Origin of the sequence: Thauera sp. (genome assembly GCF_034003485.1) — a bacterium.
Lineage (GTDB): Bacteria > Pseudomonadota > Gammaproteobacteria > Burkholderiales > Rhodocyclaceae > Thauera.
In genome coordinates, this window is the sequence record NZ_JAVEYL010000008.1 from 75,547 (window position 1) to 100,950 (window position 25,404).

25 protein-coding genes and 1 pseudogene are annotated in these 25,404 nt (G+C 65.6%); 12 read left to right on the plus strand and 14 right to left on the minus strand.

Annotated elements, in window-relative coordinates; all coding sequences use genetic code 11:
- Positions 1-5: 5 nt before the first annotated feature.
- Positions 6-431 carry a cytochrome c gene (locus RBT54_RS06155; RefSeq protein WP_320365210.1) on the minus strand — a complete coding sequence of 142 codons (426 nt, stop codon included), beginning with the start codon at positions 429-431 and terminating at the stop codon, positions 6-8.
- A 224-nt stretch (positions 432-655) separates the two neighbouring features.
- Between RBT54_RS06155 and RBT54_RS06160 the strand changes: the two genes are divergently transcribed.
- The 4 genes and pseudogenes from RBT54_RS06160 to RBT54_RS18460 all read left to right on the plus strand — a co-directional run bounded on the left by RBT54_RS06160 (position 656) and on the right by RBT54_RS18460 (position 3,552).
- Positions 656-1,387, plus strand: coding sequence for an N-acetylmuramoyl-L-alanine amidase (locus RBT54_RS06160; RefSeq protein WP_320365212.1), 732 nt, complete (start codon positions 656-658; stop codon positions 1,385-1,387).
- Positions 1,388-1,525: 138 nt separating this feature from the next.
- Positions 1,526-2,071 carry a PAS domain-containing protein gene (locus RBT54_RS06165; protein ID WP_320365214.1) on the plus strand — a complete coding sequence of 182 codons (546 nt, stop codon included), beginning with the start codon at positions 1,526-1,528 and terminating at the stop codon, positions 2,069-2,071.
- 602 nt (positions 2,072-2,673) lie between these two features.
- A pseudogene (locus RBT54_RS18455) lies at positions 2,674-3,114 on the plus strand (methyl-accepting chemotaxis protein); the annotation flags it as partial.
- 102 nt (positions 3,115-3,216) lie between these two features.
- Positions 3,217-3,552 carry a CZB domain-containing protein gene (locus tag RBT54_RS18460; RefSeq protein WP_413788425.1) on the plus strand — a complete coding sequence of 112 codons (336 nt, stop codon included), beginning with the start codon at positions 3,217-3,219 and terminating at the stop codon, positions 3,550-3,552.
- 105 nt (positions 3,553-3,657) lie between these two features.
- Here RBT54_RS18460 and RBT54_RS06175 read toward each other — a convergent pair whose 3' ends face one another.
- The 5 genes from RBT54_RS06175 to RBT54_RS06195 all read right to left on the minus strand — a co-directional run bounded on the left by RBT54_RS06175 (position 3,658) and on the right by RBT54_RS06195 (position 8,515).
- Positions 3,658-4,746, minus strand: a complete 1,089-nt coding sequence (locus tag RBT54_RS06175; protein WP_320365218.1) for a BMP family ABC transporter substrate-binding protein — start codon at positions 4,744-4,746, stop codon at positions 3,658-3,660.
- Positions 4,747-4,849: 103 nt separating this feature from the next.
- Positions 4,850-5,854, minus strand: a complete 1,005-nt coding sequence (locus RBT54_RS06180) for a quinone-dependent dihydroorotate dehydrogenase (protein ID WP_320365220.1) — start codon at positions 5,852-5,854, stop codon at positions 4,850-4,852.
- Positions 5,855-5,945: 91 nt separating this feature from the next.
- On the minus strand, positions 5,946-6,671 hold the full coding sequence (locus tag RBT54_RS06185; protein WP_320365222.1) for an arginyltransferase: 726 nt from the start codon (positions 6,669-6,671) through the stop codon (positions 5,946-5,948).
- Between the two features lie 30 nt (positions 6,672-6,701).
- Positions 6,702-7,409: a leucyl/phenylalanyl-tRNA--protein transferase gene (gene aat / locus RBT54_RS06190; protein ID WP_320365224.1), complete on the minus strand. Its 708-nt coding sequence runs from the start codon at positions 7,407-7,409 to the stop codon at positions 6,702-6,704.
- Complete coding sequence (locus tag RBT54_RS06195) at positions 7,406-8,515, minus strand: ABC transporter ATP-binding protein (protein ID WP_320365334.1); 1,110 nt, start codon at positions 8,513-8,515, stop codon at positions 7,406-7,408. Before RBT54_RS06195 ends, aat begins: the two co-directional genes overlap by 4 nt.
- A gap of 140 nt (positions 8,516-8,655) precedes the next feature.
- Between RBT54_RS06195 and RBT54_RS06200 the strand changes: the two genes are divergently transcribed.
- Together RBT54_RS06200 and RBT54_RS06205 are read left to right on the plus strand one after the other, a co-directional pair.
- Complete coding sequence (locus tag RBT54_RS06200) at positions 8,656-10,323, plus strand: iron ABC transporter permease (RefSeq protein WP_320365226.1); 1,668 nt, start codon at positions 8,656-8,658, stop codon at positions 10,321-10,323.
- Between the two features lie 182 nt (positions 10,324-10,505).
- Complete coding sequence (locus tag RBT54_RS06205) at positions 10,506-12,647, plus strand: MASE3 domain-containing protein (protein WP_320365228.1); 2,142 nt, start codon at positions 10,506-10,508, stop codon at positions 12,645-12,647.
- A gap of 39 nt (positions 12,648-12,686) precedes the next feature.
- Here RBT54_RS06205 and RBT54_RS06210 read toward each other — a convergent pair whose 3' ends face one another.
- Positions 12,687-13,700, minus strand: a complete 1,014-nt coding sequence (locus RBT54_RS06210; protein WP_320365230.1) for a Fe(3+) ABC transporter substrate-binding protein — start codon at positions 13,698-13,700, stop codon at positions 12,687-12,689.
- 122 nt (positions 13,701-13,822) lie between these two features.
- Between RBT54_RS06210 and RBT54_RS06215 the strand changes: the two genes are divergently transcribed.
- Entirely contained in the window at positions 13,823-14,170 is a 348-nt protein-coding gene (locus tag RBT54_RS06215; RefSeq protein WP_320365233.1) for a DUF2325 domain-containing protein, read from the plus strand.
- A 66-nt stretch (positions 14,171-14,236) separates the two neighbouring features.
- On the opposite strand, the gene RBT54_RS06220 is transcribed toward RBT54_RS06215, so the two are convergent.
- From RBT54_RS06220 to RBT54_RS06245, 6 genes are all read right to left on the minus strand, one after another.
- Entirely contained in the window at positions 14,237-14,785 is a 549-nt protein-coding gene (locus tag RBT54_RS06220; protein WP_320365336.1) for a C40 family peptidase, read from the minus strand.
- Positions 14,786-14,877: 92 nt separating this feature from the next.
- Complete coding sequence (locus tag RBT54_RS06225) at positions 14,878-15,519, minus strand: 3'-5' exonuclease (RefSeq protein ID WP_320365235.1); 642 nt, start codon at positions 15,517-15,519, stop codon at positions 14,878-14,880.
- Positions 15,516-17,414, minus strand: coding sequence for a DUF294 nucleotidyltransferase-like domain-containing protein (locus tag RBT54_RS06230; RefSeq protein WP_320365237.1), 1,899 nt, complete (start codon positions 17,412-17,414; stop codon positions 15,516-15,518). Before RBT54_RS06230 ends, RBT54_RS06225 begins: the two co-directional genes overlap by 4 nt.
- A gap of 106 nt (positions 17,415-17,520) precedes the next feature.
- Positions 17,521-19,008, minus strand: a complete 1,488-nt coding sequence (locus tag RBT54_RS06235) for a PhoH family protein (protein ID WP_320365239.1) — start codon at positions 19,006-19,008, stop codon at positions 17,521-17,523.
- Between the two features lie 85 nt (positions 19,009-19,093).
- On the minus strand, positions 19,094-19,549 hold the full coding sequence (locus tag RBT54_RS06240) for a peroxiredoxin (protein ID WP_320365241.1): 456 nt from the start codon (positions 19,547-19,549) through the stop codon (positions 19,094-19,096).
- A gap of 138 nt (positions 19,550-19,687) precedes the next feature.
- Entirely contained in the window at positions 19,688-20,071 is a 384-nt protein-coding gene (locus tag RBT54_RS06245; RefSeq protein ID WP_320365243.1) for an Mth938-like domain-containing protein, read from the minus strand.
- Between the two features lie 149 nt (positions 20,072-20,220).
- On the opposite strand from RBT54_RS06245, the gene RBT54_RS06250 reads away from it, so the two are divergent.
- The 5 genes from RBT54_RS06250 (at position 20,221) to RBT54_RS06270 (ending at position 24,190) form a co-directional block, all read left to right on the plus strand.
- On the plus strand, positions 20,221-21,525 hold the full coding sequence (locus RBT54_RS06250; protein ID WP_320365246.1) for a pyridoxal phosphate-dependent aminotransferase: 1,305 nt from the start codon (positions 20,221-20,223) through the stop codon (positions 21,523-21,525).
- 64 nt (positions 21,526-21,589) lie between these two features.
- Entirely contained in the window at positions 21,590-22,897 is a 1,308-nt protein-coding gene (locus tag RBT54_RS06255; RefSeq protein WP_320365248.1) for a homoserine dehydrogenase, read from the plus strand.
- 115 nt (positions 22,898-23,012) lie between these two features.
- Complete coding sequence (locus RBT54_RS06260; RefSeq protein ID WP_320365250.1) at positions 23,013-23,687, plus strand: MOSC domain-containing protein; 675 nt, start codon at positions 23,013-23,015, stop codon at positions 23,685-23,687.
- A 106-nt stretch (positions 23,688-23,793) separates the two neighbouring features.
- Positions 23,794-23,934 carry a hypothetical protein gene (locus RBT54_RS06265; protein WP_320365252.1) on the plus strand — a complete coding sequence of 47 codons (141 nt, stop codon included), beginning with the start codon at positions 23,794-23,796 and terminating at the stop codon, positions 23,932-23,934.
- 43 nt (positions 23,935-23,977) lie between these two features.
- Positions 23,978-24,190: a dodecin gene (locus RBT54_RS06270; RefSeq protein ID WP_320365254.1), complete on the plus strand. Its 213-nt coding sequence runs from the start codon at positions 23,978-23,980 to the stop codon at positions 24,188-24,190.
- A gap of 105 nt (positions 24,191-24,295) precedes the next feature.
- On the opposite strand, the gene RBT54_RS06275 is transcribed toward RBT54_RS06270, so the two are convergent.
- A complete protein-coding gene (locus RBT54_RS06275; RefSeq protein ID WP_320365256.1) occupies positions 24,296-25,225 on the minus strand; it encodes a tellurite resistance TerB family protein in 930 nt (309 codons plus the stop codon).
- Between the last annotated feature and the right edge of the window lie 179 nt (positions 25,226-25,404).

Genomic DNA, 25,404 nt, shown 5'->3' on the forward strand with positions numbered 1-25,404 from the left:
TCCGATCAACCTTCGATGTTGGGCGGCCAGTTGGCGGTGTTGATACCCGCCGTGTACTTGAAGAAGGCCACGAGCTGGTCGAGCTCTTCATCGGTGAGGTTGAACTGGGGCATCTGACGACGGCCCGGGGCTCCGGTGGGCATTGCCTGCATCCAGCCCTTGATGAAATCAGGGCCGCGGCGGGTGTAGACGTTGCCGAGTTCCGGTGCGAAATAGGCGCCTTCACCCAGCAGGGTATGGCAGCCAAGACAGTTGCGTGTTTCCCAGATGTGTTTGCCCGCAGCAACCTCGGGGGTGATTGCGCCGCGGTTGTCGCGATTCGGGAGTTCGCGCTCGGTGTCGAAAGTAAGCGCCAGGAACAGGAGGAAGAAGAACACCGTTCCCCCGTAGAAGATGTTCCGCGCCATTGATTTTGTGAAGATACCGCTCATGGAGTACTCCTCATCGCTTATCTCGTTTTGTCCGAAAAGGTGCCAGGTTGCCCGGGTGGTTCAGGGGTTACAGCTATCCACGGCAGTGCCGATGGTGGGCGCATTGTCCCGGGCACGTCAGCCCGTCTCCATGATTTGAATCAAGACGAAGTCGGGCTGCGGGTTTCGGTTAACATCGGCCCATGGCAAGACCTTTCGTTCGCGCTGCCTGCCATGCGCTTGCAATGATCCTCGGGCTCACCGCCGGTGCCGCGCGTGCAGCCGCAGCGCAATCGGGGGAAGTGGGCCGGGTGGCCGTCGACATCGGGCACACGCTCGACGCGCCGGGCGCCACGAGTGCACGGGGACGCAGCGAATTCGAATTCAATCGCGAGTTCGCAGAGCGCCTCGTCGATGCCTTGCGCAGTCGTGGGCTTCGTGTGGAAACGATCAACGCGGATGGCCGGATCGCGAGCCTGAAGGCTCGCCCGCAAGCTGCGGCGGGGGCCGCATTCTTCCTGTCCATTCACCACGATTCAGTCAATGCCGCTGAACTGCGGCCGTGGCAGTGGAATGGTCAGGTGCTCGATTACAACGACGAATTTTCCGGGCATTCGCTGTTCGTGTCGCGCGACAACCCGGACACGGCGCGCAGCATCCTGTGCGCGCGCACGATCGGTGCCCGGCTCCAGCGCCTCGGCTTCGAGCCCACCCACAAGAACGGGCGGCGGCGGGCCTACGCAGACCATCAGCATGCGGTGCATTACTACGACGGTCTCGCCGTGCTGCGGCATGCGCGCATCCCGGCGGTGCTGTTCGAGGCCGGGGTCATCAAGAATCGTGATGAGGAGCTTCTGTTGCGGGATCCTGCGCGCCAGGCCCGTATGGCCGATGGCATCGCGACTGCGCTCGCGGCGTGTCTGCGCAACGGCCAGCCGGCCGATGACGAGGCCGGCGCCGATCGTCCTGACGGCTGATCTTGGCGGTGGCTGGCGGGGTGCCGTGCCGCTCCCCGGATTGCACTGAAGTTTTCAGGAATATTGCCGCTATTGGTTTAAGGGCTGAATCGGGCCTTCTTCCGGCGCAACGCGCCGTCAGCAGCGAGGAAATGGGCAGTGAAAGGCAGGATTACACCGACACAGCGGGAAGTTCGGGTTGCCGACGACGACCTGATCGTCAGCAAGACAGACTCGACAGGCCGGCTCACCTATGTGAACCGGACCTTCATGCGCATAAGCAACTTTGCCGAGCATGCGCTACTGGGGCAGCAGCACAATATCGTGCGCCACCCGGACATGCCGCGCGGCGTGTATCGGCTGATGTGGGAGACGCTCAAGGCGGAGCGTGAGTTCTTCGGCGTCATCAAGAATATCACCGCGGATGGCGACTTCTATTGGGTGTTCGCCAACGTCACCGCCGACCATGATCGTGGCGGCGCCGTTTCAGGCTATTTCTCGGTGCGGCGCTCAGTCTCGCCGCGCGCGGTGGCGGCTGTGTCCGAGCTCTATGCGCAGATGCGGCAGATCGAGCACAAGTCGGGACCGGCGACTGCGCCCGAAGCCTCGTTGGCCTGGCTGCGCCGCACACTCGCGGATCAGCAGACAACCTACGAGCGCCTGGTGCTCGGTCTCTACACGGGCTGGAAGGAAGCGGCACGATGAACAAGCATGCAAACCGTCCCGTCAGCAGCGGTACGCCTTTCCTCGACAAACAGTTCCGCATCTTCTGCCTGGTCTTCGTCGCCCTCGTGGTGGCCATGGCCGGCTGGCAGATCACCCTGTTCGGGCTTTCGGCACCGAGCGTGGCGATTCCCGTGCTCGCGGTCGCCTTCAGCGCCTATGCGTGGCGCTCTTTCGACCGACCGCTGCGCACGCTGGCCCACATGCAGCAGGTGATCATGTCGTGCCGGCGCGGTGATCTCCATCAACGCATCACCAGTACCCGGGGCCTGGGCGAAGTGGGTAGGGTCGCATGGGAGTTCAACGAACTCCTGGATACGGTCGAGACCTATTTCAAGGAGATCAACACCTGCTTCGCGGCGGTTGCACGCGGCGAGTTTCACCGCCGTGCCCTTGAAAAGGGGCTGCCGGGCGACTTTGCTTCCTCGCTGGTGGCGGTCAACCGCGCGATCGGGACGATGGAAGAGAACGCACGCTACGTGGTGCGCAATCGCCTGGGCTCGCAACTGCATGCGCTCAACACGGTGAACCTGCTCGCCAACCTCAAGGGCAATCAGGGCGATCTGCTGGCCGTGTCGCGCGAGATGGATGCGGTGCTCGACATCGCAGAGGACAACCGCAGCGGTGCCGGGCGCAGCCGCGAGGACGTGGCGCGCATCAGCCACGCGCTCGAGGACATCAACGTCGACATGCAGACCATGGCGACTGCCGCGGGCGAGCTCGGCGCCGCCAGCAACTCGATCGACCGTGCGGTGCTGATCATTTCCGACATCACCGACCAGACCAACCTGCTCGCGCTCAATGCGGCGATCGAAGCGGCGCGCGCGGGCGAGCTCGGGCGCGGGTTCGCGGTGGTTGCGGACGAGGTGCGCAAGCTGGCCGAGCGCACCAAGTCGGCGACGCAGGAGATCGGGCAACTGGTGAGCGGTTTCCGTGCGCGCGTGGGGGCGATGGTCGAGCACACGGCGCGGGTGGGCGAGCACAGCGCGCGGGTGAGTGGCGACGTGGCGGCGTTTCGCGAGCAGTTCGCGGCGGTCGCGCAGTCGGCAGCGGCCACCATCGAGCAATTGTCGCGGGCGCAGGATCTGTCGCTTGCATCGCGCGTGAAGATGGATCACATCATCTACATGCAGAACGCCTACGTCGCGATGGAGCGGCGCGGCGAAGGGGCGGAAGCGGCCGAGGTCGCCACCGACCCGAACGCATGCCGGGTCGGGCAGTGGTATCACGATGGCGAGGGCGCGCGGCACTTCGGCACGACCCGGGCGTTCTCGCAGACCGAGCGCCCGCATGCGACCGTGCATGCGGCTGTCCATGAGGCACTGGCGGCAATCCGCACCCGCACCGATGACGAAGAGGCGGTGCGCAAGACCGTGGTTGGTGCGCTCGAGCGTGCGGAGCAGGCGAGCGAGACACTGATGCGCCTGTTGGGCGAGATGGTGCGCGAGAAGCACGCGCTCTGACGGGCGCCGCGCGTCGTCGACGAAGAAACGGCCCCAGTCGGGGCCGTTTTTCGATCCGGGTTCGCGCGTTGCGTCTTGCCTGGTCTTACTTGGCCTTATCTGGCCTCATTTTGCATTCGGCAGCCGCGACGACACGCCCTGCACGAAGTAGTCCATCTTGCCCAGCGTTGCGTCATCCATGACGGCGCCGGCAGCCAGGCGCTCGGTGCCGGCCTGGTCTAGCACCGGGCCGGTGAAGGGATGGAAGCTGCCGGCGGTGATCTTCGCCTCGAGATCGCGGACCATGGTCTGCACGTCGGCCGGGATCGCCGGGTTGAGCGGTGCGAGCTTGATCATGCCGTCCTTCATGCCACCCCAGACGGCTTCGGGCTTCCAGGTGCCGTCGAGCACCGCGTTCACGGTGCGGGTGTAGAACTCGCCCCAGTGGTGGGTGGTGGCGGTGAGCTGGGCCTTGGGGCCGTACTTCGACATGTCGGAGTGGTAGGCGAAAGCGTTCACGCCCTTTTCTTCGGCCGCCTGCACGGTCGCGGTGGAGTCGGTGTGGTGGGTCAACATGTCCGCGCCCTGCGAGATCAGCGTCATCGCCGCCTCGCGCTCCTTGCCCGGGTCGTACCAGCTATTGGCCCAGATCACGCGCACCTCGACGTTCGGATTGACGCTGCGCGCGCCCATCGTGAATGCGTTGATGCCTTGCAGCACCTCGGGGATGGGGAAGGCGCCGACGTAGCCGAGCACGTTCGACTTGGTCATCTTGCCGGCGATCACGCCATTGAGATAACGCCCCTCGTAGAAGCGCGCGTTGTAGGGCGCGAAGTTTTTCGCCGACTTGTAGCCGGTGGCGTGCAGGAAGGTGACCTTGGGAAACTGACGGGCGACGCGCTCGACGTAGTTCATGTAGCCGAAGCTGGTGGCGAACACGATCTGGCTGCCGCTGGCGGCGAACTCGCGGATCACGCGCTCGGCGTCGGCCCCTTCGGCCACGCTCTCGACGTAGCGCGTCTCGATCTTGCTGCCGAGCGCCTTTTCCATCTGCTTGCGGCCTTCGTCGTGTTGGTAGGTCCAGCCGGCGTCGCCGATCGGGCTGACGTAGACGAAGCCGACCTTGGCTGGCGATTCGGCGGCGGCCGTGAGCGGCAGGGTGGCGGCGACGGCGAGCGCAGCAGCAGACAGCATGAACCGACGGCGTTGGATCATCGTGAAATCTCCTGGAACGGGCGGAAGAGTCGAGCGGGCGCGCCATGTCGGCGACGCGGAAAGCCGGCGGCAGTGCCGCCGGGCGAGTTCGAGGCGGCGGGGTTCAGGCCGTGGCGCGCACGCATTCGCGAACGAGCCCCGGGCCACGGTAGATGAGGCCGCTGTACAACTGCACCAGCGCCGCACCGGCGTCGATCTTGGCGCGGGCCTGGGCGCCTTCGAGCACGCCGCCCGCAGCGATGATCGGCAACTCGCCAGCCAGCGCCTCGGCCAGGCGACGCACCACGGCGGTGGAGGCGTCATACACCGGCGCGCCCGAGAGCCCGCCCTGTTCGTTGCCGTGGCGAATGCCCTGTACCTTGTCGCGCGCAATGGTGGTGTTGGTGGCGATGACGCCGTCGATGCGGTGACGGCGCAGCGCGTCGGCGATGTTGGTGACCTGGGCGTCGTCGAGGTCGGGCGCGATCTTGAGCGTCAGCGGCACATAGCGGCCGTGGGTGTCGGCAAGCCGGGTCTGGGCGCTCTTGAGGCGAGCGAGCAGGTCGTCGAGTTCGGACTCGCCCTGCAACTGGCGCAGGTTCTTGGTGTTCGGCGACGAGATGTTGACGGCAACGTAGCTCGCCAGCGGATACACCTTGTCGAGGCAGGCGAGATAGTCGTCGGCAGCACGTTCGATCGGGGTGTCGAAGTTCTTGCCGATGTTGATGCCGAGGATGCCGCGGTACTTGGCCGCACGCACGTGGGCGATCAGCGCATCGACGCCGTGGTTGTTGAAGCCCATGCGGTTGATGATGCCCTGCACCTCGGGCAGCCGGAACATGCGCGGGCGCGGGTTGCCGGGCTGGGCGCGGGGCGTGATGGTGCCGATCTCGAGGAAGCCGAAGCCGAGCCGGGAGAGCCCGTCGATCGCCTCGCCGTTCTTGTCGAGGCCGGCGGCCAGGCCGATGCGGTTGGGAAAGCGCAGGCCCATGACTTCGGCGGGCGGTGCGGGCTCGGGCTGCCCGGGGGGCAGCAGCTTGCCGGCGAAGTGGAGTCCCTGCAGGGTGAGGTCGTGGGCGTTTTCGGGGTCGAGCGAAAACAGCAGCGGGCGGATGAGTTCGTAGAGCATCGGCGGATTGTAGCGATTCGCCGCCGCGCGCGGGAGGCGAGGGCGAGCAGTGGGCGATCTGCGCTGAACGGCGCGGGCGGTCGCAGCGCACTCAGTCGGTGGCAGGAAGCGGTATCCAGTCGCCGTCAATCAGCGCCTCGAGCGGGCGAAAGCGCGCCTTGTAAGCCATTTTGGGGCTCTCGGCGATCCAGTAGCCGAGGTACACGTGCGCGAGTTCCAGGTGGCGGGCGGCCTCGATCTGCCACAGGATGCCGTAGGTGCCGAGGGCGCCGCGCGGGTGCTCGGGTTCGTAAAAGGTATAGACGCTCGACAGTCCGTCCGAGAGGCGGTCGATTACGCTCACCATCCTCAGCACGCCATGCTCGCGAAATTCGACGAGCCGTGTGTCGACGTGGCTCTGCAGCAGGAAGTGGCTGTACTGCTCGCGGTTGTCGAGGTCCATGCCGCCACCGGAATGACGCGCGGCCTGGTAGCGCTGGTAGAGCTGGTAGTGCTCTTCGAAGAATTCGAGCGGACGCTCGATGGCGATCAGGTCCTGGTGCCGGGCCCACGCGCGGCGCTGGCTGCGGTCGGCCACGAAGCGCTCGACCGGGATGCGCACCGGCACGCAGGCGCGGCAGTGGTCACAGTACGGCCTGTAGGTGAACACGCCGCTTCGGCGAAAGCCACGGCGCACGAGTTCGCTGTACACCTGCGGGTCGATCAGGTGCCCGGGCGTTGCGACCTGCGAGCGCGCGCTGCGGTCGGGCAGATACGAGCACGCGTAGGGCGCGGTCGCGTAGAACTGGATGAGGGCGTAGGGATAGTCCTTTTGCATGGTTTCGCAGCTGCCGCCAGGCGTTCGATCTCAGGGCCAGATGAGGTACCGGGCGGCGTCGGCCGCCCACTTTTGCGCTGGTGGCCCGTCGGGCACCCAGCGCGCCAGGGTTTCGACAAAGTGCGCACGGGACATCTCTCGGGCGCCCATGGACTGCAGATGGGCGGTTGTCATCTGGCAGTCGATGATGGCATAGGCGCGCTCCGCTAGCAGCCGAGCCAGATGGGCCAGCGCGACCTTGGATGCATCGGTCTCGAGCGTGAACATGGATTCCCCGAAAAAGACCCGACCGAGCGCCATGCCATACAGACCGCCGACCAGCCTGCCCTCACGCCAGCATTCGACACTGTGCGCGTGACCCAGTTCGTGCATGCGCAGATAGGCGGCCTGCATCGCCGGCGTGATCCAGGTGCCCAGGCCCGGCGCGCGCGGCGCGGCACAGGCCCGCAGCACCGCGGCGAAGGCTGTGTCGGTGCGAACCTCGAAGCGCTGCCGGCGCAGCGTCCTGCGCAGCGAATGGCTGACATGTAGGTGATCGGGAACGAGGACGAGGCGCGGATCGGGCGTCCACCACAGGATCGGCTCGCCTTCGCTGAACCACGGGAAGATGCCGCGGCGATAGGCGGCGAGCAGCCATGCGGGCGTTAGCGAGCCGCCCGCGGCAAGCAGACCGTTCGGTTCGCAAAGCGCCTGCTCGTCGGGCGGAAACACCACCTCGCTGCCCAGCCAGGGAATCATGCCGCGATGGATTCCGGGTGCGCGACCGGCGTCGGTTCGCCGTCCTCGACCGGGAATGTGACGACGTGGTCCACGTCGAGGCGAATGCCGATGCGTTCGCCGATGGCGTGGTTATGGTGGCTGGGCACCAGGGATAGCACCTTGGCTCCCCCGGCCAGGCGCAGGGTGTACAGGATGTCCGCCCCCCGAAAGGCCTTGTGCGCCACTTCGGCCTTCAGCAGGCTGGCGTCGTCGTGCACGATGTCGTCGGGGCGCAGCAGAACGTCGACCGGGCTGCCATGCACACAGCCGGCGCAATCCGCACAGCACACCAGCGGCACGGAACTGTCGAGTACGCCGAGTTCGATCTGCACCTGGTGATCATTGAGCACCTTCCCGCGCAGGAACACGCCCTGGCCGATGAAGTCGGCGACGAACCGGTTGGCCGGACGGTGATAAAGGTTGTAGGGCGTGTCCCACTGCTGGATACGGCCTTCGTGCATGATGCCGATCTCGTCGGCGACGGCGAAGGCCTCGTGCTGGTCGTGCGTGACCAGGATCGCAGTGGTGTTGGTGGCCTTGATGATGTCGCGCACCTCATGCGACAGGCGCTCGCGCAACTCGACGTCGAGGTTGGAGAAGGGCTCATCGAGCAGCAGCAGGCTGGGGCGCGGCGCCAGCGCACGGGCGAGCGCGACGCGCTGCTGCTGGCCCCCCGACATCTCGTGCGGAAACTTGTGCCCCTGGTCGGCCAGGCCGACGAGGACGAGCAACTCCTCGACCCGTGTCCGTCGTGCTGCCGCGTCTTCCTTGCGCAAGCCGAACGCGATGTTGTCGGCGACGCAAAGGTGGGGAAACAGCGCATAGTCCTGGAACACCATGCCGATGCGCCGGCGCTCCGGGGGCAGGGTCTGCGCAGGCGTGCTGACCAGTGCGCCGTCGAGCCGGATTTCTCCGGCGGCGAGGCGCTCGAAACCCGCAATGCAGCGCAGCACGGTGGTCTTGCCGCAGCCGGAGGGGCCGAGCAGGCAGCCGATCCGCCCTGTTTCGAGGCTCAGTGACAACTGACGCACGACGACCTGGTGGCCGAAGGCGAGGTCGATCTGGTTCAGGTTCAGGTGTGACATCGTGGAAGGGGAGGGCCGGTTGAGGGCGAAAAACGTCTTCACCGATTATTGCATCGCGGTGTTCCAAATGCGATCAATTATAATTTGCCGCTCGAAGCGGGCGGCCGAGTTCCGGTACGCCCCGGCATTGTGGAAACAGAATGAACGCTTTGGCTGGACAGGGCGCCGCGCGCCTGCAGTGGTCGACGTTGACCGTCGTGGCCGTGGTCGTCGGGGTGCTGATCGCTGCTCCTGTGCTCTCGGTGTTCTCGAACGTCCTGATCGGCGAGACGGGGGATACATGGGCGCACCTGGCCGACACCGTGCTGGGCGAGTTCATGTGGAACACCGTCATCCTCTGCGTCGGGGTCGGCCTGGGTGTGTCGTCGATCGGGGTGACGTCGGCGTGGCTGACGACGATGCTCGACTTTCCCGGCAGGCGATTCTTCGAGTGGGCGCTGGTGTTGCCGCTGGCGATGCCGGCCTATGTGATGGCCTACGTCTACACCGACTTCCTGCAGTTCGTCGGCCCGTTGCAGACCTGGTTGCGCGAGGCCTTCGAATGGCGGCGGGGTGATTACTGGTTTCCGGACGTGCGCACGGTAGGCGGCGCGGTCGCGATGTTCATGTTCGTGCTCTATCCCTATGTGTACATGATTGCGCGCACGGCCTTTCTCGAGCGCGCGGGGGGCATGCTCGAGGCAGGACGCTCGCTCGGGCTCGGACCCTGGGGCAGCTTCTTTCGTGTGTCCCTGCCGCTGGCACGGCCGGCGGTGGTGGCCGGCACGGCATTGGCGCTGATGGAGACGCTGGCGGACTTCGGCACGGTCTCCTACTTCGGCGTGCAGACCTTCACCACCGGGATTTACCGCGCCTGGTTCTCGCTCGGTGACCGCATCGCGGCGGCCCAGCTTTCCGCCGCGCTGCTTGCGTTCGTCGTCCTGGTGCTCACCCTGGAGCGCATGTCGCGGGGCCGGGCGCGCTTCAACAACACCTCGCGCCAGCTCAGCATGCCGGTGCGCCTGCGCCTGCCGCTGCCGCTCGGCCTGCTTGCGGCCTTCGCCTGCTTCATGCCGCTGCTGCTGGGTTTTCTGCTCCCGGCTGCATTGTTGCTGCAGATGGCCTTTGCCGAGGGCGATGCGCAGTTCGGTCCGCGCTTTGTTCACCTCGCGCGCAACAGCTTCGTGCTCGCCGCGGTGACGGCGATCATCGCGGTCGTGCTCGCGGTCGTGCTCGGCTATGCCGCCCGGCTCGCGCGCACCCGGCTGCCGCAGGCGCTCAACCGCGTGGTCGGGCTCGGCTATGCGGTGCCTGGGTCGGTGATTGCGGTGGGCGTGCTCATTCCCCTTACGCGTCTCGACAACTGGCTGGCGCAATCCTGGGAGGCGATCTTTGGCACGAACCCGGGCTTGCTGCTCACCGGGGGCATCGCCGCGCTGGTCTACGCTTATCTGGCGCGTTTCCTCGCCGTCGCGCTGCAGACGGTCGAGTCCAGCCTCGGGAAGATCACGCAAAGCATGGACGATGCCTCGCGCAGCCTTGGTTTCGGCAAATGGGCGACGCTGCGCCGGGTGCACATTCCCATGCTGCGCGGCAGCCTGCTGACGGCCAGCCTGCTCGTGTTTGTCGATGTCATGAAGGAGTTGCCGGCCACGCTGGTCATCCGTCCGTTCAACTTCGACACCCTGGCCACCCAGGCGCACACCCTCGCCGCGGACGAGCGTCTCGCCGAAGCCTCGACTGCGGCGCTCATCATCGTCGCGGTCGGGCTGCTGCCGATGTTCATCATCTCGCGCCAGATCCTCAAAGTGAGGAGGCGCGCGGGCTGAGGGCAGGTCCTGCCCTGTGGTGCCTTAGCCACAGGGCTTTGGGTGGCCCGGGCTGTAATGGATAATTACGGCCTCATGACTTCCCATCAAATGCCCGCGCCGTTCGCCATCGCCAATCAGATCGCCGGCATGCTTTCGTCTCATGCGCGTCATCTGCGTAGTGCCCGTGTTCGGGGGCGGCGTTGAGCTCGGCGCTTCCTTGCAGCCGATTCGGCTCGGGGCCGGTCGCCTGGCTGCTCGTGCTGGCGACCGTGTTCGTCGCAAGTCGCTTCTTGCCGGCTACGCAGCTGTTTGCGGCGCATGAAAACTATCTGGCGCTGCATACGGCACTCGAGTTCTTTTCGATCGCGGTCGCCGGCATGGTATTCGCCCTTGGCTGGAACCTGCGCCGCACCGATCGCGGCGCGCGCCTCGCCTGGCTGGGGGCGGTGTTTCTTGCAGTTGGCCTGATCGATTTTGCGCACACCCTTTCCTACCCGGGCATGCCGGTGTTCGTCACCCCGAGCGGAGCCGACAAGGCAATCCATTTCTGGCTCGCAGCAAGATTGATCGCTGCGCTCGGTCTGCTCGTCCATGCCGTGTTACCCGAACGCCGGGGTTCGTCCGCTGCCGCCAGGGGCATGACCCTGGCGGCAATCGGGCTGGCGCTTGCTTGGGCCTGGATCGTGCTGAGCCATCCGGACAGCTTGCCCCGCAGCTTCGAACCGGGCGTGGGCGTCACGCCTCTCAAACTGATCGCCGAATATGGGCTGGTCGCGCTCTACCTGCTGGCGGCAGTGCTGCTCGCGCGGCGCGGCACTCGCGAGCGCGAGGTGACCTCGTGCTGGCTGGCCGCCGCGGCCGGGGTGCTGGCGCTGGCCGAGCTCTATTTCACCTTCTACGTCGAAGTGAGCGACCTCTTCAACGTTCTTGGGCACGCCTATAAGGTGGCGGCGTTCGGGATGATCTATCGTGCGGTCTTCGTCGCTGGTGTTCGCGAGCCGCAAGAGGCACTGGTGCGGGAACGGGCCCTGCTGCGCGGACTCATCGATTCGGTGCCGGACCTCATCGCGTTCAAGGACACGCAGGGGCGTTTCCTGGGCTGCAACACGGCTTTCGCCGAGGCCTATGGCCTCGACGAGGCGCGCATCCTCGGTCTACGTGACGCAGACGTATTCCCGGACCGTCCCAGCCTGGCGGGCCGCGACCCCGATTCGGTCGTGGTGAGTGCACCCGAGCATCACGAGGAATGGCTGGAAGGGCGCGATGGCGCGTTGCGATTGCTCGACACCCTGCGCACGCCTTATCGTGATCAGGACGGCACTTACCTGGGCGAGATCCGGATCAGCCGCGACTTTACTGAACGGCGTCGGGTTCGCGAGCAGATTGCCGAGCGCGAACGTCGCATGATGCTGGCGCTCGAGGGGGCCGGGCTAGGCCTTTGGGATTGGGATGTACCGAGCGGAAAGGCGAGCTTCAGTCCGGTGTGGTTGCGGATTCTGGGATACGCGCCCGACGAGTTGTCGTCCCATGTCTCGAGTTGGGAGACGCTCGTCCATCCGGACGACTGGCGCGATATCCGGGCGACGCTCGAACCGCATCTGCGCGGACTGACCGATGCCTACCGCGCCGAGTACCGCATGAAGCACAAGGATGGGCATTGGGTGTGGGTGCTCGGGGCTGGGCGCGTGCTCGACCGCGGGGAACAGGGCGAGCCACTGCGCGTGGTCGGGATTCATGAGGATATCTCGCCGCGCAAGGCCATGGAGGAGAGCCTGCTCCAGCTTGCGACCAGTGATCCGCTTACCGGGCTGTGGAACCGCCGTCACTTCACCGAGATGGTCAAAAACGAACTCGGCCGGGTGCGGCGAGGACAATCGCAGGCTGCGCTGCTGCTGCTCGACCTCGACTTCTTCAAGCGCATCAACGATACGTATGGACACGCAGCGGGCGACGAGGTGCTGCGCCATTTCACGGCGACCTTGAGCGTACAGTTGCGCGAAGCCGATGTTTTCGCTCGCCTCGGGGGCGAGGAGTTTGCCATCCTGTTGCCGTGCATCGATAGTCTGGGCGCCGTGCGTGTGGCTGACCGCATGCGGCGAATGGTTACCGACAGCCCGGCGCAGGCGCAGGTGGGGCCACTGCATTACTCGGTCAGTATCGGTGTATCGATGCTCGACCCCGCAGATGAGGGATACGAGGCGGCTTATGCGCGGGCCGACGAGGCCCTGTATGCGGCCAAGCGTGAAGGTCGCAACCGGGTTCTCATGTCTTCTGGAAAAACTTCAGCCCCGGCAGTTGACGCTGCGGGGGCTGAGTCTTCCGGGGCCGCGACTGCGGGGTAGGGCGCCACAGGTCGCGCGGCGCTTACTACGCTAGGGTGATCAGCGGTAGCCGGCGCGGTCGAAGATGCGCTGGGCTTCGGCGATCGTGGCCGCCAGTTCGCCGATCGGCAGCGTATCGGCCTTGAAGTCACCGAGTTTCGTCAGCGCGGCGTTGTCCACCTTAACGCTCGCCACCACCGGCCATTCGTTGTTGCCGTTGGCGAAGTAGGTCTGCGCCTCGTCCGAGGCGAGGTACTCGAGGAACTTGACCGCGGCTTCCTTGTTCGGCGCGTGCTTCAGCATGCCGGCTCCCGACACGTTGATGTGCGTGCCCCAGCTCGCCTGGTTGGGCCATACGGCCTTGATCTTCGCCACGGCCTCCTGATCTTCGCGCTTGTCCGAATTCATCAGGCGCGCCAGGTAGTAGCTGTTGGCAATCGCCACGCCGCACTCACCCGCTGCGACCGCGCGGATCTGGTCGGTGTCGCCGCCCTTGGGGGCGCGCGCGAAGTTGGCCACGACGCCGCTCGCCCACTTCTCGGTCGCCTCTGCACCGTTGTGCTGGATCATGGCCGCGCCGAGCGACAGGTTGTAGGGGTGGCTGCCCGAGCGCGTGCACACCTCGCCCCTGAGCGCCGGGTCCGCGAGCTGCTCGTAGGTCTGGACCTGCTCGGCCTTTACGGCATCCGGGTTGTACACGATGACGCGGGCGCGGGTCGAGTACGAGAACCAGTTGGCCGTGCGCAGGTGGGCGGGGATGCGGGCCTCGAGCTCGGCCGACTGCACCGGCGCGAAGATACCCATCTCGTCGGCCTTGGCCAGGCGCGATGCATCGACCGTGACGAAGATGTCGGCCGGGCTGTTGGCGCCTTCGGTGCGGATGCGCTCGAGCAGTTCGTCTTCCTTGGCCTCGATGCGGTTGATCTTGATCCCGGTCTGCTTGGTGAAATTGCCGTAGAGCTGCTCGTCCGTCTGGTAGTGGCGAGCCGAATAGACATTGAGCTCGGCCGCAGTCGCGGCAGCGGACAGGCCAAAGGTGGAAGCGAGGGCGGTGAGGAGGACTTTCTTCATCATGGTGGCGTGTTTACGAGTGGGTTGTGACGGTGGCCGAATAGTAACGATAAAGGTTCGCAGTTGCAAACGGTTCGCATTGCCGGCATTATGAATGCGAATAATTCGCAATGAGGACGAAATTCATGGATGCCTTGCTTGTCGGCGCGGATCGGCTCGGAAACATCCCCGCAGTGCTGGATGGCTTCGGTATTCGCATCGCGGGACACGTCAGTGGGCGCGACACGAGCCATCAGCGCCGCAGTGCGCCGCTGCCGAGCGGGATCGGGATGGTCATCCTGTTCACCGACTTCATCGGGCACAACGTGATGCAGCGCTTTCGTGATGCGGCGAGCCGCGAAGGGGTGGCCTTCGTGTGTTGCCGGCGCTCGACCTGCGCATTGCAGCAGGTCCTCGGACGGCGCCTGGGCGAGCGCTGCACGAGCTGCCCAGAGCGCTGCAAGGCGGAAGCCAGGAAGGCGCCGACGAAATGAAAAAGCCCGGCGATCAGCCGGGCTTTTTCATGAGATCTCGCAGGCGAGGCAGGCTTCGGCGCACTGTCAGCGCAGGGAGGCCAGCTTCGCCGATGGGGTCAATACGTCGCCGTCATCGACCAGGCGACGCGCGCCATTGAAGCGCTGTGCCCAGTAACGTGTGGAAATGCTCTCGACACGAACCTTGCCGCCGCTCGAAGGAGCATGGACGAACTTGCCGTCGCCAAGGTAGATCCCAACGTGAGAGAAGGTGCGGCGCATCGTGTTGAAGAACACGAGATCACCCGGCTTCAGTTCCTGGCGACCGATCTTGTCGCCCACGTTGGCCATTTCGCGCGCAGTACGCGGCAGATCCAGGCCGACCGCGTTGCGGAAGACATTGAGCACCAGGCCACTGCAGTCGAGACCTGTCTCAGGCGAAGTTCCGCCAAAGCGGTAGCGGATCCCGAGGTAGGACAGGGCTTCGTCGACCAGTTGCTCGGCTACGGCGGTGTACTCACCGATCACCGATTTTTGCGCTGCCTGCACCGTCTGCGCTTGCTGCTCGGCGGCGTGGGCGAACGGGGCCGACGTGAGCAAGAGGGTCAGAGATAGGAGGGCTGGTCGCAAAAACATTTGGCGAAATATACGCAGGCAACTGCAGGATGTAAACAAGAAATCTCCGTCGTGCCGCTCGGGAGATGGGCATTTTTCGCGGTGGGGACGAATCACACCTTGAGCTTCTGCCGGAACGCGCTCTGATGCTCGGCGAGCCCCGCCGGAGTGGTGACGCTGAAGGAAAGCGCGCGCGTCTGGGCGGCAAGAAACAGTTGGGCGATTGCCCAGGCGTCACCCAGGGCATGGTGGCGCTGAAAGGTTTCGATACCAAATGCTGCCATCCAGTCGGCGAGACGGGCGGGGCGATCGAGCTTTTCGGGGAACAGCGACGGCAACAGAAAGTAGAGGTCGATCCAGAGAAAGGACGGAGCGAGCCCGACGTGCTCCTGCAGGGCGCGCTCCAGCATGTTGCGGTTGAACGAGGCGTTGAACACCACGAGCGGGCTCTTTCCGACCAGGCCGAGCAGACCGGCCAGGGCTTCGGCTGGTGCTGGTTCGAGCGTGGCGTAGTAAGCGTCCTCCGGGTGGAGCAAGCCACCGTCGACACCCACTGCGCCGACTGCGAGCAGGCGATCGCTATCGAGATCGAGCCCGGTCGCCTCCGTATTGACGACCACATAGCGGCTTTCGAAGTGGGGGCGATCGAGCATGGCGTCGGGAAGGGCGTGCCAACTGCGCAGGATTTTCTCGGCCTGCGGGCTGAGGGCTTGCGCACCGCCGCGCGCGGCCTTGAGACGGGATAGCCAGCTCACAGCTGGTAGTCCAGTTTGAGCCGCAGTTGGAGCTTGCGCGCCTGGCGGAAGGCTTCCTTGAGGATGCGGCGGTCGAGCTCGTTCAGCGATTCGGGATTGATGCGGTTATCGTCGGCCGCGTCGTGCTCGGTCTCGAGGTGCTGCGAGCGCAGACGCAGGAGCTGGATGAAGTTGAATCCATCGACGATCGCGGCCGTCTCCTCGGTCGTGATGCCGGTCTTCGTGCCGGCCTGGCGCAGGCGCTGTACGGTGCTGCTGGACTCTACGCCGGTGCGAAGCGCGATGATGCGGGCGACGTCCACGAACAGGCGGGCTCCGGACTTCTTGAGGTCGACAGTGCCATCGTCCTCGAGCACGAAGTCGCGGATGCGCCCGAGCGGGGGCAGAACCTTGAGCGCGTTGGCTGCCATCATGCGCAGGAAGGTCGTGTTGCCCTTTGCCGCTTTGTTCAGCCAGGTGCGCAGCTGGTCGCCAAAGCGTTCGTTCCCGTAAAGCACGCGAAAATCGAAGAAGATCGACGCATTGAGCAGGGCCTGGGGATCGGGCTCGCGGATCCAGTCGCCGAAGCGTGATTTCCACTCCTCGAGCGTCAGGCACAGCTCCGGGTTGCTCGCCATGATGTTGCCCTTGCAGAGCGGAAATCCGCAGGCGGCGAGGTCGTCGTTGACCGTCTTCGCAAAGGCCAGCAAGCGTCGGCGCGCACCATCGACCGGATTGCCGTCGGCGACGCGAAAGACGATGCCGTTATCCTGGTCGGTGGATAGGGTCTGCTCGTGCCGGCCCTCGGACCCGAACGCGAGCCAGCCGAAGTCGATGCCGAGCAGGTCGTGCTGCTCGCGGGCGAGCACGATGATGCGGCGCGTGAGCGCGTCGTTGAGCGCCGAGATGAACTGCGTCAGCTGCTCGGCGCCGATCCCTTGTGCGATGAGGTTCAGCGCGAGCTGACGGATGTCCTTGCTGGCGCGCTGCAGGGCCTCGATGTCGGCCGCGTTCTCGATGCCGGCGCGGATCTGGCGCAGGCTGATGCGCTGCAGGCTGAACAGATCGCGTTCGGAGACGACCCCCTTGAGGATGCTGTCCGAGTCCACCACCAGCAGGTGGCGCACGCCGTGGGTCGCCATCTCGAGGGCGGCGTCGTACGCAGAAGCGGTGGCCGGAAGCTGATGCGGATTGGCGGTCATCAGCTCGCCGATCGGGCGCGTGAGGTCGAAACCGGCGAGGATCACGCGCGGCAGCAGGTCGCTCTGCGTGACGACGCCGACGGGCCGGCGATCGTTGTCCACCACCACAATGCAGCCCAGGCGCAGCTCGTTCATGCGCTCGAGCGCCGTCCGCGTCTGCGTATCGGCGGTCACATACACCGGGTCCTTGTTGATGAGCTTGCCCAGCGTCGTGGTCATCGTCTGCTGCTCTGCCGCACGCTGCGCGAAGGTCGTCTGCAGTTGCTGGCGCGACTGGTTGAGCAGGCTGGCGATGTACTGGGTGCAGAACAGGTGGAAGACGGGGCTCAGCTGCATCAGGTGCAGGAAGTCGTCCGCAGTGATCTGGAAGCAGAAGCTGTCTTCCACCGCGACGTAGGCGTTGGTCGAAGGGCGCCGTGCAGAGATCGCCCCAATCGGAAAGCATTCTCCCGGCCCCAGGTTGAGGCTGGCGTACTCGGTGACCGCGGTGGAGCCCGTCTGGCGCGCCTGTACCTTGCCGCGCTGGACGATGTAGAAGTGGCGGGGCACGCCCATCTCGGGGGTCAGGATGTCGCTGCCACGCGCGTGGAAGGCGAGGACGGCGCGTTCGGCGAGGAAGGCGAGCGCCTCCGCTTCCATGCGATTGAAGGGCGAGAAGTTGCGCAGGAAATCGGTGCTGGCGCCAACCAGCAGGTTTGCAGCTTCGGTGGTCATGACGGCTCTGTCGTCGGATGGATCACCGGATTATAGGTGAGCCGCCGCGCGGCGAGTGGCTTGCCTGCGCACGCGGCCGCGCGTGAACGGCTGCGCAGGCGCCCGCTCAGAGCACCTCTGCCGCGTAGTCGGCCAGGCGCGAGCGCTCTCCGCGCTGCAGGGTGATGTGGCCCGAGTGCGCCCAGCCCTTGAAGCGGTCAACGACGAAGGTCAGGCCCGATGAGCCTTCGGTCAGGTAGGGGGTGTCGATCTGCGCGATGTTGCCCATGCAGATCACCTTGGTGCCGGGGCCGGCGCGGGTGATCAGGGTCTTCATCTGTTTGGGCGTGAGGTTCTGCGCCTCGTCGATGATGAGGAACTTGTTGAGGAAGGTGCGCCCGCGCATGAAGTTCAGGCTCTTGATCTTGATCCGGCTGCGGATCAGGTCGCGGGTGGCCGCACGGCCCCAGTCGCCGCCTTCGCCGGCGGTGCCATTGAGCACCTCGAGGTTGTCCTCGAGCGCACCCATCCACGGCGCCATCTTTTCTTCTTCGGTGCCGGGCAGAAAGCCGATGTCCTCGCCGACCGACACGGTCACGCGGGTCATGATGATCTCGCTGTAGCGCTTCGATTCCAGCACCTGGGTGAGGCCGGCGGCGAGCGTGAGCAGGGTCTTGCCGGTGCCGGCCTGGCCGAGCAGGGTGACGAAGTCGATCTCGGGGTTCATCAGCAGGTTGAGCGCGAAGTTCTGTTCGCGGTTGCGCGCGGTGATGCCCCACACGTTGTTCTTCTGGTGGCTGAAATCGGTCAGCGTCTCCAGCACCACGCTGCGGCCTTCCTTCTCCTTCACCCAGGCCTGCAGTGGCGTGTCACCGTCCTGGTAGACGAACTCGTTCACCAGCATTTCGGCGGCAAGCGGGCCGCTAAGGCGGTAATAGGTGTGGCCCTCTTCCTTCCACGATTGCATGCCGCGCCCGTGCGTGTCCCAGAAGTCGGCGGGCAGTTCGCGGGTGCCGGCGTACAGCAGGTCGCTGTCCTCGAGTACCTTGTCGTTGAAGTAGTCCTGTGCGGCGAGCCCGAGCGCACGCGCCTTGATACGCATGTTGATGTCTTTCGACACCAGGATGACTTCGCGCGCCGGATGCTTCTCGGCGAGGTACATCACCACCGCGAGGATCTGGTTGTCGCCGCGCGCAGTTGGCAGCGCGGGTGGCAGCTTGATGTCGATGGCTTCGGTCTGCAGGTACATGCGCCCGGTGGCCTGTCCGCGCGAGGGGCCCTCGAGGGCGATGCCGGTCTCGATGCCCTTGTCCGACGAGGACACGATCTCGTCGAGCATGCGGCTGGCCTGGCGGGTGTTGCGCGCGACCTCGGTGGTGCCCTTCTTGTTGTTGTCCAGTTCCTCGAGCGTCATGATCGGCACGTAGAGATCGTGCTCCTCGAAGCGGTAGAGGCTGGTGGGGTCGTGCATCAGCACGTTGGTGTCGAGCACGAAGAGCTTGGTCGCAGTCACTGCCGCCCCCTTGCGGCGCGGGCGCGCGGTGCTGCGGGTGCGCGGGGCGGCGCGCTCTTCGGTGGTGTTCGGGGTGCTGGTGGATTTGCGGGTCGCGGGCATGTAGGGCGTGGATCCGGTCGATCGGGGGGACGGGCGTCCAAGCGCACGCCCAATCAGGACAAAGTTTCAGAGCAAGAACAAAAGCTCAGAGCGCGCGCGCGGCGGCGAGCACTTCCTCGGCGTGGCCGGGCACCTTCACGCCCCGCCATTCGCGGGCGATGTTGCCGGCGACGTCGATCAGGAAGGTGCTGCGTTCGATGCCGCGCACCTGCTTGCCGTACATGTTCTTCAGCTTCATGACCCCGAAGGCCTCGCAGGCTTTCTCGTCCGGGTCCGATATGAGTTCGAAGGGCAGTTCGAGCTTGGCCTTGAAGTTCTCGTGGCTCTTCAGGCTGTCGCGGCTCAGGCCGTAGATGTCACAGCCGCAGGCTGCGAAGTCGGTATGCAGCGTCCCGAAGTCACGCGTTTCGTTGGTGCAGCCGGGCGTGTTGTCCTTCGGATAGAAATAGATGACGACCTTGCGCCCGTGCAGCGCGGACAGGGTCACCGTGTTGCCGCCGGTGGCGGGCAGGCTGAAGTCGGGGGCGGGGGTGGCGCTCATGGTGTCTCCTGCTGAAATGGGGGGCATGCTACCCGCGCGCCGGGCGGCGTTCGTGTTTGAGGTTAGCCGATGGCGACAAACGCGTGAACATAATCTTGCATGCGCGTTACCACCGCGTGTCGGCACCCGAGGCGGCCTTCAGCGATCGCGGAGCAGGCCGAGGACGACTGCCCGCCCCTCGCCGACGAGGATGTTGTAGGTACGGCACGCAGCCGAGAAGTCCATGAACTCGAAGCCGATGCGCGACTCGATCAGTGGGCGCAGCAACTGCGGCTGCGGAAAGCGCTGGCGGCGCCCGGTGCCGACGATGAGGATCTCCGCGCCGAGCTCTCGCGCTGCGGCGAGGTCCTCGGCCTGCAGTCCGCTGAGGTCGCCCGCGGCCTGTGGCGCCCAGTCGGTGATGACGCGGCTGGCGCTGAGGAGCACGTTGCCCTCGTGGCGCACCCTGCTGATCATGACGTGATCGTCACCGTAGCCGGTCACGACGTTGATGTTGGCGTTGTTGTCCTGGTAGAGCTTCATGGTCCGGTCGTAGGCGCGGCGCGCGCGCAAGGAAGTAGGTTCAGACGCGATGGCAAAATTGCCGCAGTGCGGGAGCAGGGCTAAGATAACAACCTTTTGCAACATCGGAAAACGGTGTTGCGGTTTTCCATCTATCAGGAAGGATCGGCATGAAAGCGGTGAAGACACTCGAGCTCGCGACGGTATCCCCGGAACCGGTGATCAAGGCCGAGGCAGCCGCAGCGGCACCGCGCCCGATCCGCAAGTCTGCCAAGCTCGCCGAGGTCTGCTACGACATCCGTGGCCCGGTGCTGGTTCGCGCCAAGCAGATGGAAGACGAGGGTCACAAGATCATCAAGCTCAACATCGGCAACCTCGCCGCGTTCGGCTTCGATTCGCCCGAAGAAATCCAGATGGACATGATCCGCAACCTGCCCAACGCGGCCGGGTATTCGGACTCCAAAGGCATCTTCTCGGCGCGCAAGGCGGTGATGCACTACACCCAGCAGAAGGGCATCAAGGGCGTCACCATCGAGGACATCTATATCGGCAACGGCGTCTCCGAACTCATCGTGATGGCGATGAACGCGCTGCTCGACGCTGGCGACGAGGTGCTGGTGCCGGCCCCCGACTACCCGCTGTGGACCGCGGCGGTGAGCCTGTCGGGCGGCAGGCCGGTGCATTACCTGTGCGACGAGAGCAAGGGCTGGCTGCCGGACATCGAGGACATGCGCGCGAAGATCAACGCCAACACGCGCGCGATCGTCATCATCAACCCGAACAACCCGACCGGCGCGGTGTATCCGGACGAAACGCTCAAGCAGATCGTCGAACTCGCGCGCGAACACGACCTGATCATCTACGCCGACGAGGTCTACGACAAGGTGCTGTACGACGGCATCAAGCACACCTCGATGGCGGCGCTGTCCGAGGATGTGCTCACCATCATCTTCAACGGCCTGTCCAAGAATTATCGGTCCTGCGGCTATCGCGCGGGCTGGATGGTGGTGTGCGGCGACAAGCGCCGTGCGACCGACTACATCGAGGGCCTCAACATGCTGGCTTCGATGCGCCTGTGCGCCAACGTGCCCGGGCAGTACGCGATTCAGACCGCGCTCGGCGGCTACCAGAGCATCGACGACCTCGTCGCCGAAGGCGGGCGCATGCGCCGCCAGCGCGACCTGGCCTGGGAGCTGATCACGAAAATTCCGGGCGTCAGCTGCGTGAAGCCGCAGGCCACGTTGTACATGTTCCCGAAGCTGGACCCGAAGATGTATCCGATCGAGGACGACCAGGCCTTCATCGCCGAACTTCTGGAAGAGGAGCGCGTGCTGCTGGTCCAGGGCTCGGGCTTCAACTGGCCGTATCCGGACCACTTCCGCCTGGTCTTCCTGCCACACGAGGACGACCTGCGCGACGCCATCGGTCGCGTGGCGCGCTTCCTCGAGAACTACCGCAAGCGCCACGCCACCTGAGCGCGGCGCATCCGATCAAGCGACACCCCGCATCTGTCACCACTCTCACCACGGAACACACTGCATGAAACCGATCAATGTTGGCCTGCTGGGCATCGGTACCGTCGGCGGCGGCACCTTCACCGTTCTGAAGCGCAACGCGGAGGAGATCACCCGTCGCGCCGGTCGCCCGATCGTCATCACCACCGTGGCCGACAAGAACCTGGAGCTTGCGCGCACGGTCACCGGCGGTGACGTCAAGCTCACCGACGACGCCTTCTCCGTGGTGTCCGACCCCGAGATCGACATCGTCGTCGAGCTGATCGGCGGCTACGGCGTGGCCAAGGAGCTGGTGCTCAAGGCGATCGAGAACGGCAAGCATGTGGTCACCGCCAACAAGGCGCTGCTGGCCGTGCATGGCAACGAGATCTTCGCCGCCGCACAGAAGAAGGGCGTGATGGTGGCCTTCGAGGCCGCGGTCGCCGGTGGCATCCCGATCATCAAGGCGTTGCGCGAAGGCCTCACCGCCAACCGCATCGAATGGCTGGCCGGCATCATCAACGGCACGACCAACTTCATCCTGTCCGAGATGCGCGACAAGGGCCTGCCGTTTGCCGAGGTGCTGAAGGAAGCGCAGGCGCTCGGTTATGCCGAAGCCGACCCGACCTTCGACATCGAAGGCGTGGACGCCGCGCACAAGGCGACGATCATGAGCGCGATCGCCTTTGGGATCCCGATGCAGTTCGACAAGGCCTACATCGAGGGCATCAGCAAGCTCGATTCGGTCGACATCACCTACGCCGAGCAGCTCGGCTACCGCATCAAGCTGCTGGGCATCGCCCGTCGCCGCGAGAACGGGGTCGAACTGCGCGTGCATCCGACGCTGATCCCCGCCAAGCGCTTGATCGCCAACGTCGAAGGCGCGATGAACGCGGTGCTGGTGCAGGGCGACGCCGTCGGTGCGACGCTGTACTACGGCAAGGGCGCCGGCGCCGAGCCGACCGCCTCGGCCGTCATCGCCGACCTGGTCGACGTCACCCGCCTGCACACCTCCGACCCCGAGCACCGCGTGCCCCACCTGGCCTTCCAGCCCGACCAGGTCCGCGACGTGCCGGTTCTGCCGATCGAGGACGTGGTCACCTCCTACTACCTGCGCATGCGGGTCGAGGACAAGCCGGGCGTGCTCGCCGACATCACCCGCATCCTCGCCGACAGCGACATCTCGATCGAGGCGCTGAACCAGAAAGAAGCCGCCGAGGGCGAGACACACACCGACATCATCCTGCTCACCCACCAGACGGTCGAGCGCAAGGCCAACGCCGCGATCGCCAGGATCGAGGCGCTGCCGGTGGTGCAGGGCAAGGTGACGAAGCTGCGGATGGAAGGCCTGTGATCGCAGGCTGATGCGTCGTCGAAGAGGTCGTCCCCCGAGGGTGCGGCCTCTTTTTCGTTAACGGGCCGCCGCGTCGGGCGCGCGAGCGGTGAAGCGGGGCAGGGGCGAGGGCGGAATGAAAGACTGGCTCGAAAGCAGGGTGGATCAAGTCTTTATCGGGCGCGTGCGCCTGATGCTTCCCGATGGCGAGGCGACGGGCATCTTCAAGGCCGCGGCGGGCGGTCCGGTGCGCCTGACGCCGACCGGTCTGGAGGGCGACGAGCAGGCCGATCTGCGCCATCACGGCGGTGTCGACAAGGCACTGCACCACTACCCGGTCGAGCATTACGCGGTGATGGCCCAGGAGTGGCCGCAATGTGCCGACATGCTGGGCGCAGGCGTGCTCGGTGAGAACATCAGCACGCGCGGCATGATCGAGCACGAGGTCTGCATCGGCGATGTCTTTCGGGTCGGCGGGGCGCGGGTACAGGTGAGCCAGCCGCGCTCACCGTGCTGGAAGATCGACCGTCGGCTGAAGGTGGACAACGCCTCGCGCTTCGTCGAGGCGGCGGGTATCACCGGCTGGTACTACCGGGTGCTCGAACCCGGGATGATTGCCGCCGGGGACTCGATCGAGCTGCTGGAGCGGCCCAACGCCTGGCTCAGCCTCGCGCACTACTGGGACGAGGTGATGGCGCATCGGCCGGATCCCCTGTCCCTTCGGCGCATTGCTGCGGCGCCCGGCCTGGCGGCCGACAAGGCGCAGCGCTGGGCCGAGCGTGCCGACTGGCTAGACGCTCATGCCGGATGACCCTCGCCCGCGCGTGGCGGCGGATTCGCGGCTACACTGAAGTCAGTCGAACGCCGCAGTGTGGCGCCGGCTGATCGATCAAGCGTGCTGCAAGGAGCGGATCTGCATGGCCTTCAAGCTCATCGTGTTCATCGCCATCCTGGTGGCCGTGGCCGTGCTCGGCATGCGCGGCTATCGTGCCTCGGTGCAAGGTTTCGAGCGCGAGCATGCGGCCCTGCCCGGCGGTGACGATGCGCCTGTGAGCTGAGCAGCGTGCGACTGCCCTATTCGAATTCATCGAGGAGACCGTAATGTCCGATCACACCTACAAACTCGTGGAAATCGTCGGTTCGTCGAGTGAGGGCTCGGATGCCGCCATCCGCAACGCAATCGAGACCGCGTCGAAGTCGATTCGCCATATCGAGTGGTTCGAGGTGGTGGAAACCCGCGGGCACGTCGTGGACGGGAAGGTCGGCCACTTCCAGGTGACGCTGAAGATCGGCTTCCGTCTCGAATCCGAATGAGCAACGTCTGCGGCCGGGGACTCCGGGCGCAGGCGTCGCGACTGAAACAAGCAGCGACCCGAGCAGGTCGCTGCGTTGGTGCGCCTGCAAGCGGCGCGCCGGGGTTCAGATCTGGGTGGCGCCCGTGATCTGGTGCAGGCGGGCTACGGTCGCGCCGTCCAGGCGCAGGGCTTGCGCCAGTTGGCGCAGATAGGCCACCTCTTCCTGGGTATCGAGGTCGATCGCGAGCAGGGACGCCGCGTAGACTTCGGCTGCGACCATCTCGTTGGGCACATCGGCCACCAGGGCGTCGAGGTCGAGCGGGGTACGCAGTTCGCTCATCAGGAACTGCTTTTCCTCTTCGCTCAGGCCGTCGGCGCCCACCTTGCCGACGATGCGCTGGACCTCGTCTTCCTCGATGCGGCCATCGGCCTTGGCCGCGGACAGCATCGCACGCAGGATCAGCGCCTCGGTGTCGGGCGCAGTCATCGTTTCCAGTTCCTGCGGCGCGAAGCCGGCTGTGCCACCGGACATCGAAGCCTGCTCGCGGCGCTTGTCGGTCCAGTTCTTCAGGGCGGCCATCGCGATGGTGGCGAGGATGGCCATGCCGGCAGTATTGCCGCGACCGCTGCTTGCACCGCTCGTGCGGCCTCCACCCAACACGCTGCCGAGCAGATCGCCGAGTCCGCCGCCTGCGGCCGTCGGGCGGCTTGTGCCCGCACCGCCCCCGAGTGCGCCACCGAGCAGGTCGCCCAAGCCACCTGCGCCAGCGCCCGCATTGCTGCGGCCACCGCCGAGCGCACCACCGAGCAGGTCACCCAGGCCACCGGCCCCTGCGCCCGCATTGGTGCGTCCTCCGCCGAGCGCCGTGCCCAGCAGATCGCCAAGGCCGCCGCCTGCTGCGCCGCTACCGCCGCCCTGGCCGCCCTGGCCGCGCAGCAGTCCGCCGAGCAGATCACCGATACCGCCGGCACCGACTGCATGGTCCAGCCGCGACCGGCCCTGGCCGGACATGCCCTGTTGCAGGATCTGGCCGAGAATGTTTCCGAGGCTCATCGCTGACTCCAATTCGTTGTGTGGAAAAGTCATTGTATCGGTCCGACTTGGCCGTTGTGCGCATCAATAGCGCAAGCATGCGCACCGTGGGTGTACTCGTGAATGGCCACGCGTTCTCCGGTGCGCATGGGTCGCGATCCGTCAGGCTCGATGAAACGGCCGATGCGGTGGCCGAATTC

Excerpts from the sequence above, each read along its gene's own strand:
- RBT54_RS06235 (WP_320365239.1), bottom strand. The coding sequence starts at position 19,008 with ATGCCCGCGACCCGCAAATCCACCAGCACCCCGAACACCACCGAAGAG.
- RBT54_RS06155 (WP_320365210.1), bottom strand. The coding sequence starts at position 431 with ATGAGCGGTATCTTCACAAAATCAATGGCGCGGAACATCTTCTACGGG.
- RBT54_RS06195 (WP_320365334.1), bottom strand. The coding sequence starts at position 8,515 with ATGTCACACCTGAACCTGAACCAGATCGACCTCGCCTTCGGCCACCAG.
- RBT54_RS06180 (WP_320365220.1), bottom strand. The coding sequence starts at position 5,854 with ATGCTCTACGAACTCATCCGCCCGCTGCTGTTTTCGCTCGACCCCGAA.
- RBT54_RS06245 (WP_320365243.1), bottom strand. The coding sequence starts at position 20,071 with ATGAAGCTCTACCAGGACAACAACGCCAACATCAACGTCGTGACCGGC.
- RBT54_RS06215 (WP_320365233.1), top strand. The coding sequence starts at position 13,823 with ATGGATGCCTTGCTTGTCGGCGCGGATCGGCTCGGAAACATCCCCGCA.
- RBT54_RS06255 (WP_320365248.1), top strand. The coding sequence starts at position 21,590 with ATGAAACCGATCAATGTTGGCCTGCTGGGCATCGGTACCGTCGGCGGC.
- RBT54_RS06220 (WP_320365336.1), bottom strand. The coding sequence starts at position 14,785 with ATGTTTTTGCGACCAGCCCTCCTATCTCTGACCCTCTTGCTCACGTCG.
- RBT54_RS06175 (WP_320365218.1), bottom strand. The coding sequence starts at position 4,746 with ATGATCCAACGCCGTCGGTTCATGCTGTCTGCTGCTGCGCTCGCCGTC.
- RBT54_RS06240 (WP_320365241.1), bottom strand. The coding sequence starts at position 19,549 with ATGAGCGCCACCCCCGCCCCCGACTTCAGCCTGCCCGCCACCGGCGGC.
- RBT54_RS06200 (WP_320365226.1), top strand. The coding sequence starts at position 8,656 with ATGAACGCTTTGGCTGGACAGGGCGCCGCGCGCCTGCAGTGGTCGACG.
- RBT54_RS06260 (WP_320365250.1), top strand. The coding sequence starts at position 23,013 with ATGAAAGACTGGCTCGAAAGCAGGGTGGATCAAGTCTTTATCGGGCGC.
- RBT54_RS06265 (WP_320365252.1), top strand. The coding sequence starts at position 23,794 with ATGGCCTTCAAGCTCATCGTGTTCATCGCCATCCTGGTGGCCGTGGCC.
- RBT54_RS06250 (WP_320365246.1), top strand. The coding sequence starts at position 20,221 with ATGAAAGCGGTGAAGACACTCGAGCTCGCGACGGTATCCCCGGAACCG.
- RBT54_RS06270 (WP_320365254.1), top strand. The coding sequence starts at position 23,978 with ATGTCCGATCACACCTACAAACTCGTGGAAATCGTCGGTTCGTCGAGT.
- RBT54_RS06275 (WP_320365256.1), bottom strand. The coding sequence starts at position 25,225 with ATGAGCCTCGGAAACATTCTCGGCCAGATCCTGCAACAGGGCATGTCC.
- RBT54_RS06210 (WP_320365230.1), bottom strand. The coding sequence starts at position 13,700 with ATGATGAAGAAAGTCCTCCTCACCGCCCTCGCTTCCACCTTTGGCCTG.
- RBT54_RS06185 (WP_320365222.1), bottom strand. The coding sequence starts at position 6,671 with ATGCAAAAGGACTATCCCTACGCCCTCATCCAGTTCTACGCGACCGCG.
- RBT54_RS06160 (WP_320365212.1), top strand. The coding sequence starts at position 656 with ATGATCCTCGGGCTCACCGCCGGTGCCGCGCGTGCAGCCGCAGCGCAA.
- RBT54_RS18460 (WP_413788425.1), top strand. The coding sequence starts at position 3,217 with ATGCAGAACGCCTACGTCGCGATGGAGCGGCGCGGCGAAGGGGCGGAA.
- RBT54_RS06230 (WP_320365237.1), bottom strand. The coding sequence starts at position 17,414 with ATGACCACCGAAGCTGCAAACCTGCTGGTTGGCGCCAGCACCGATTTC.
- aat (WP_320365224.1), bottom strand. The coding sequence starts at position 7,409 with ATGATTCCCTGGCTGGGCAGCGAGGTGGTGTTTCCGCCCGACGAGCAG.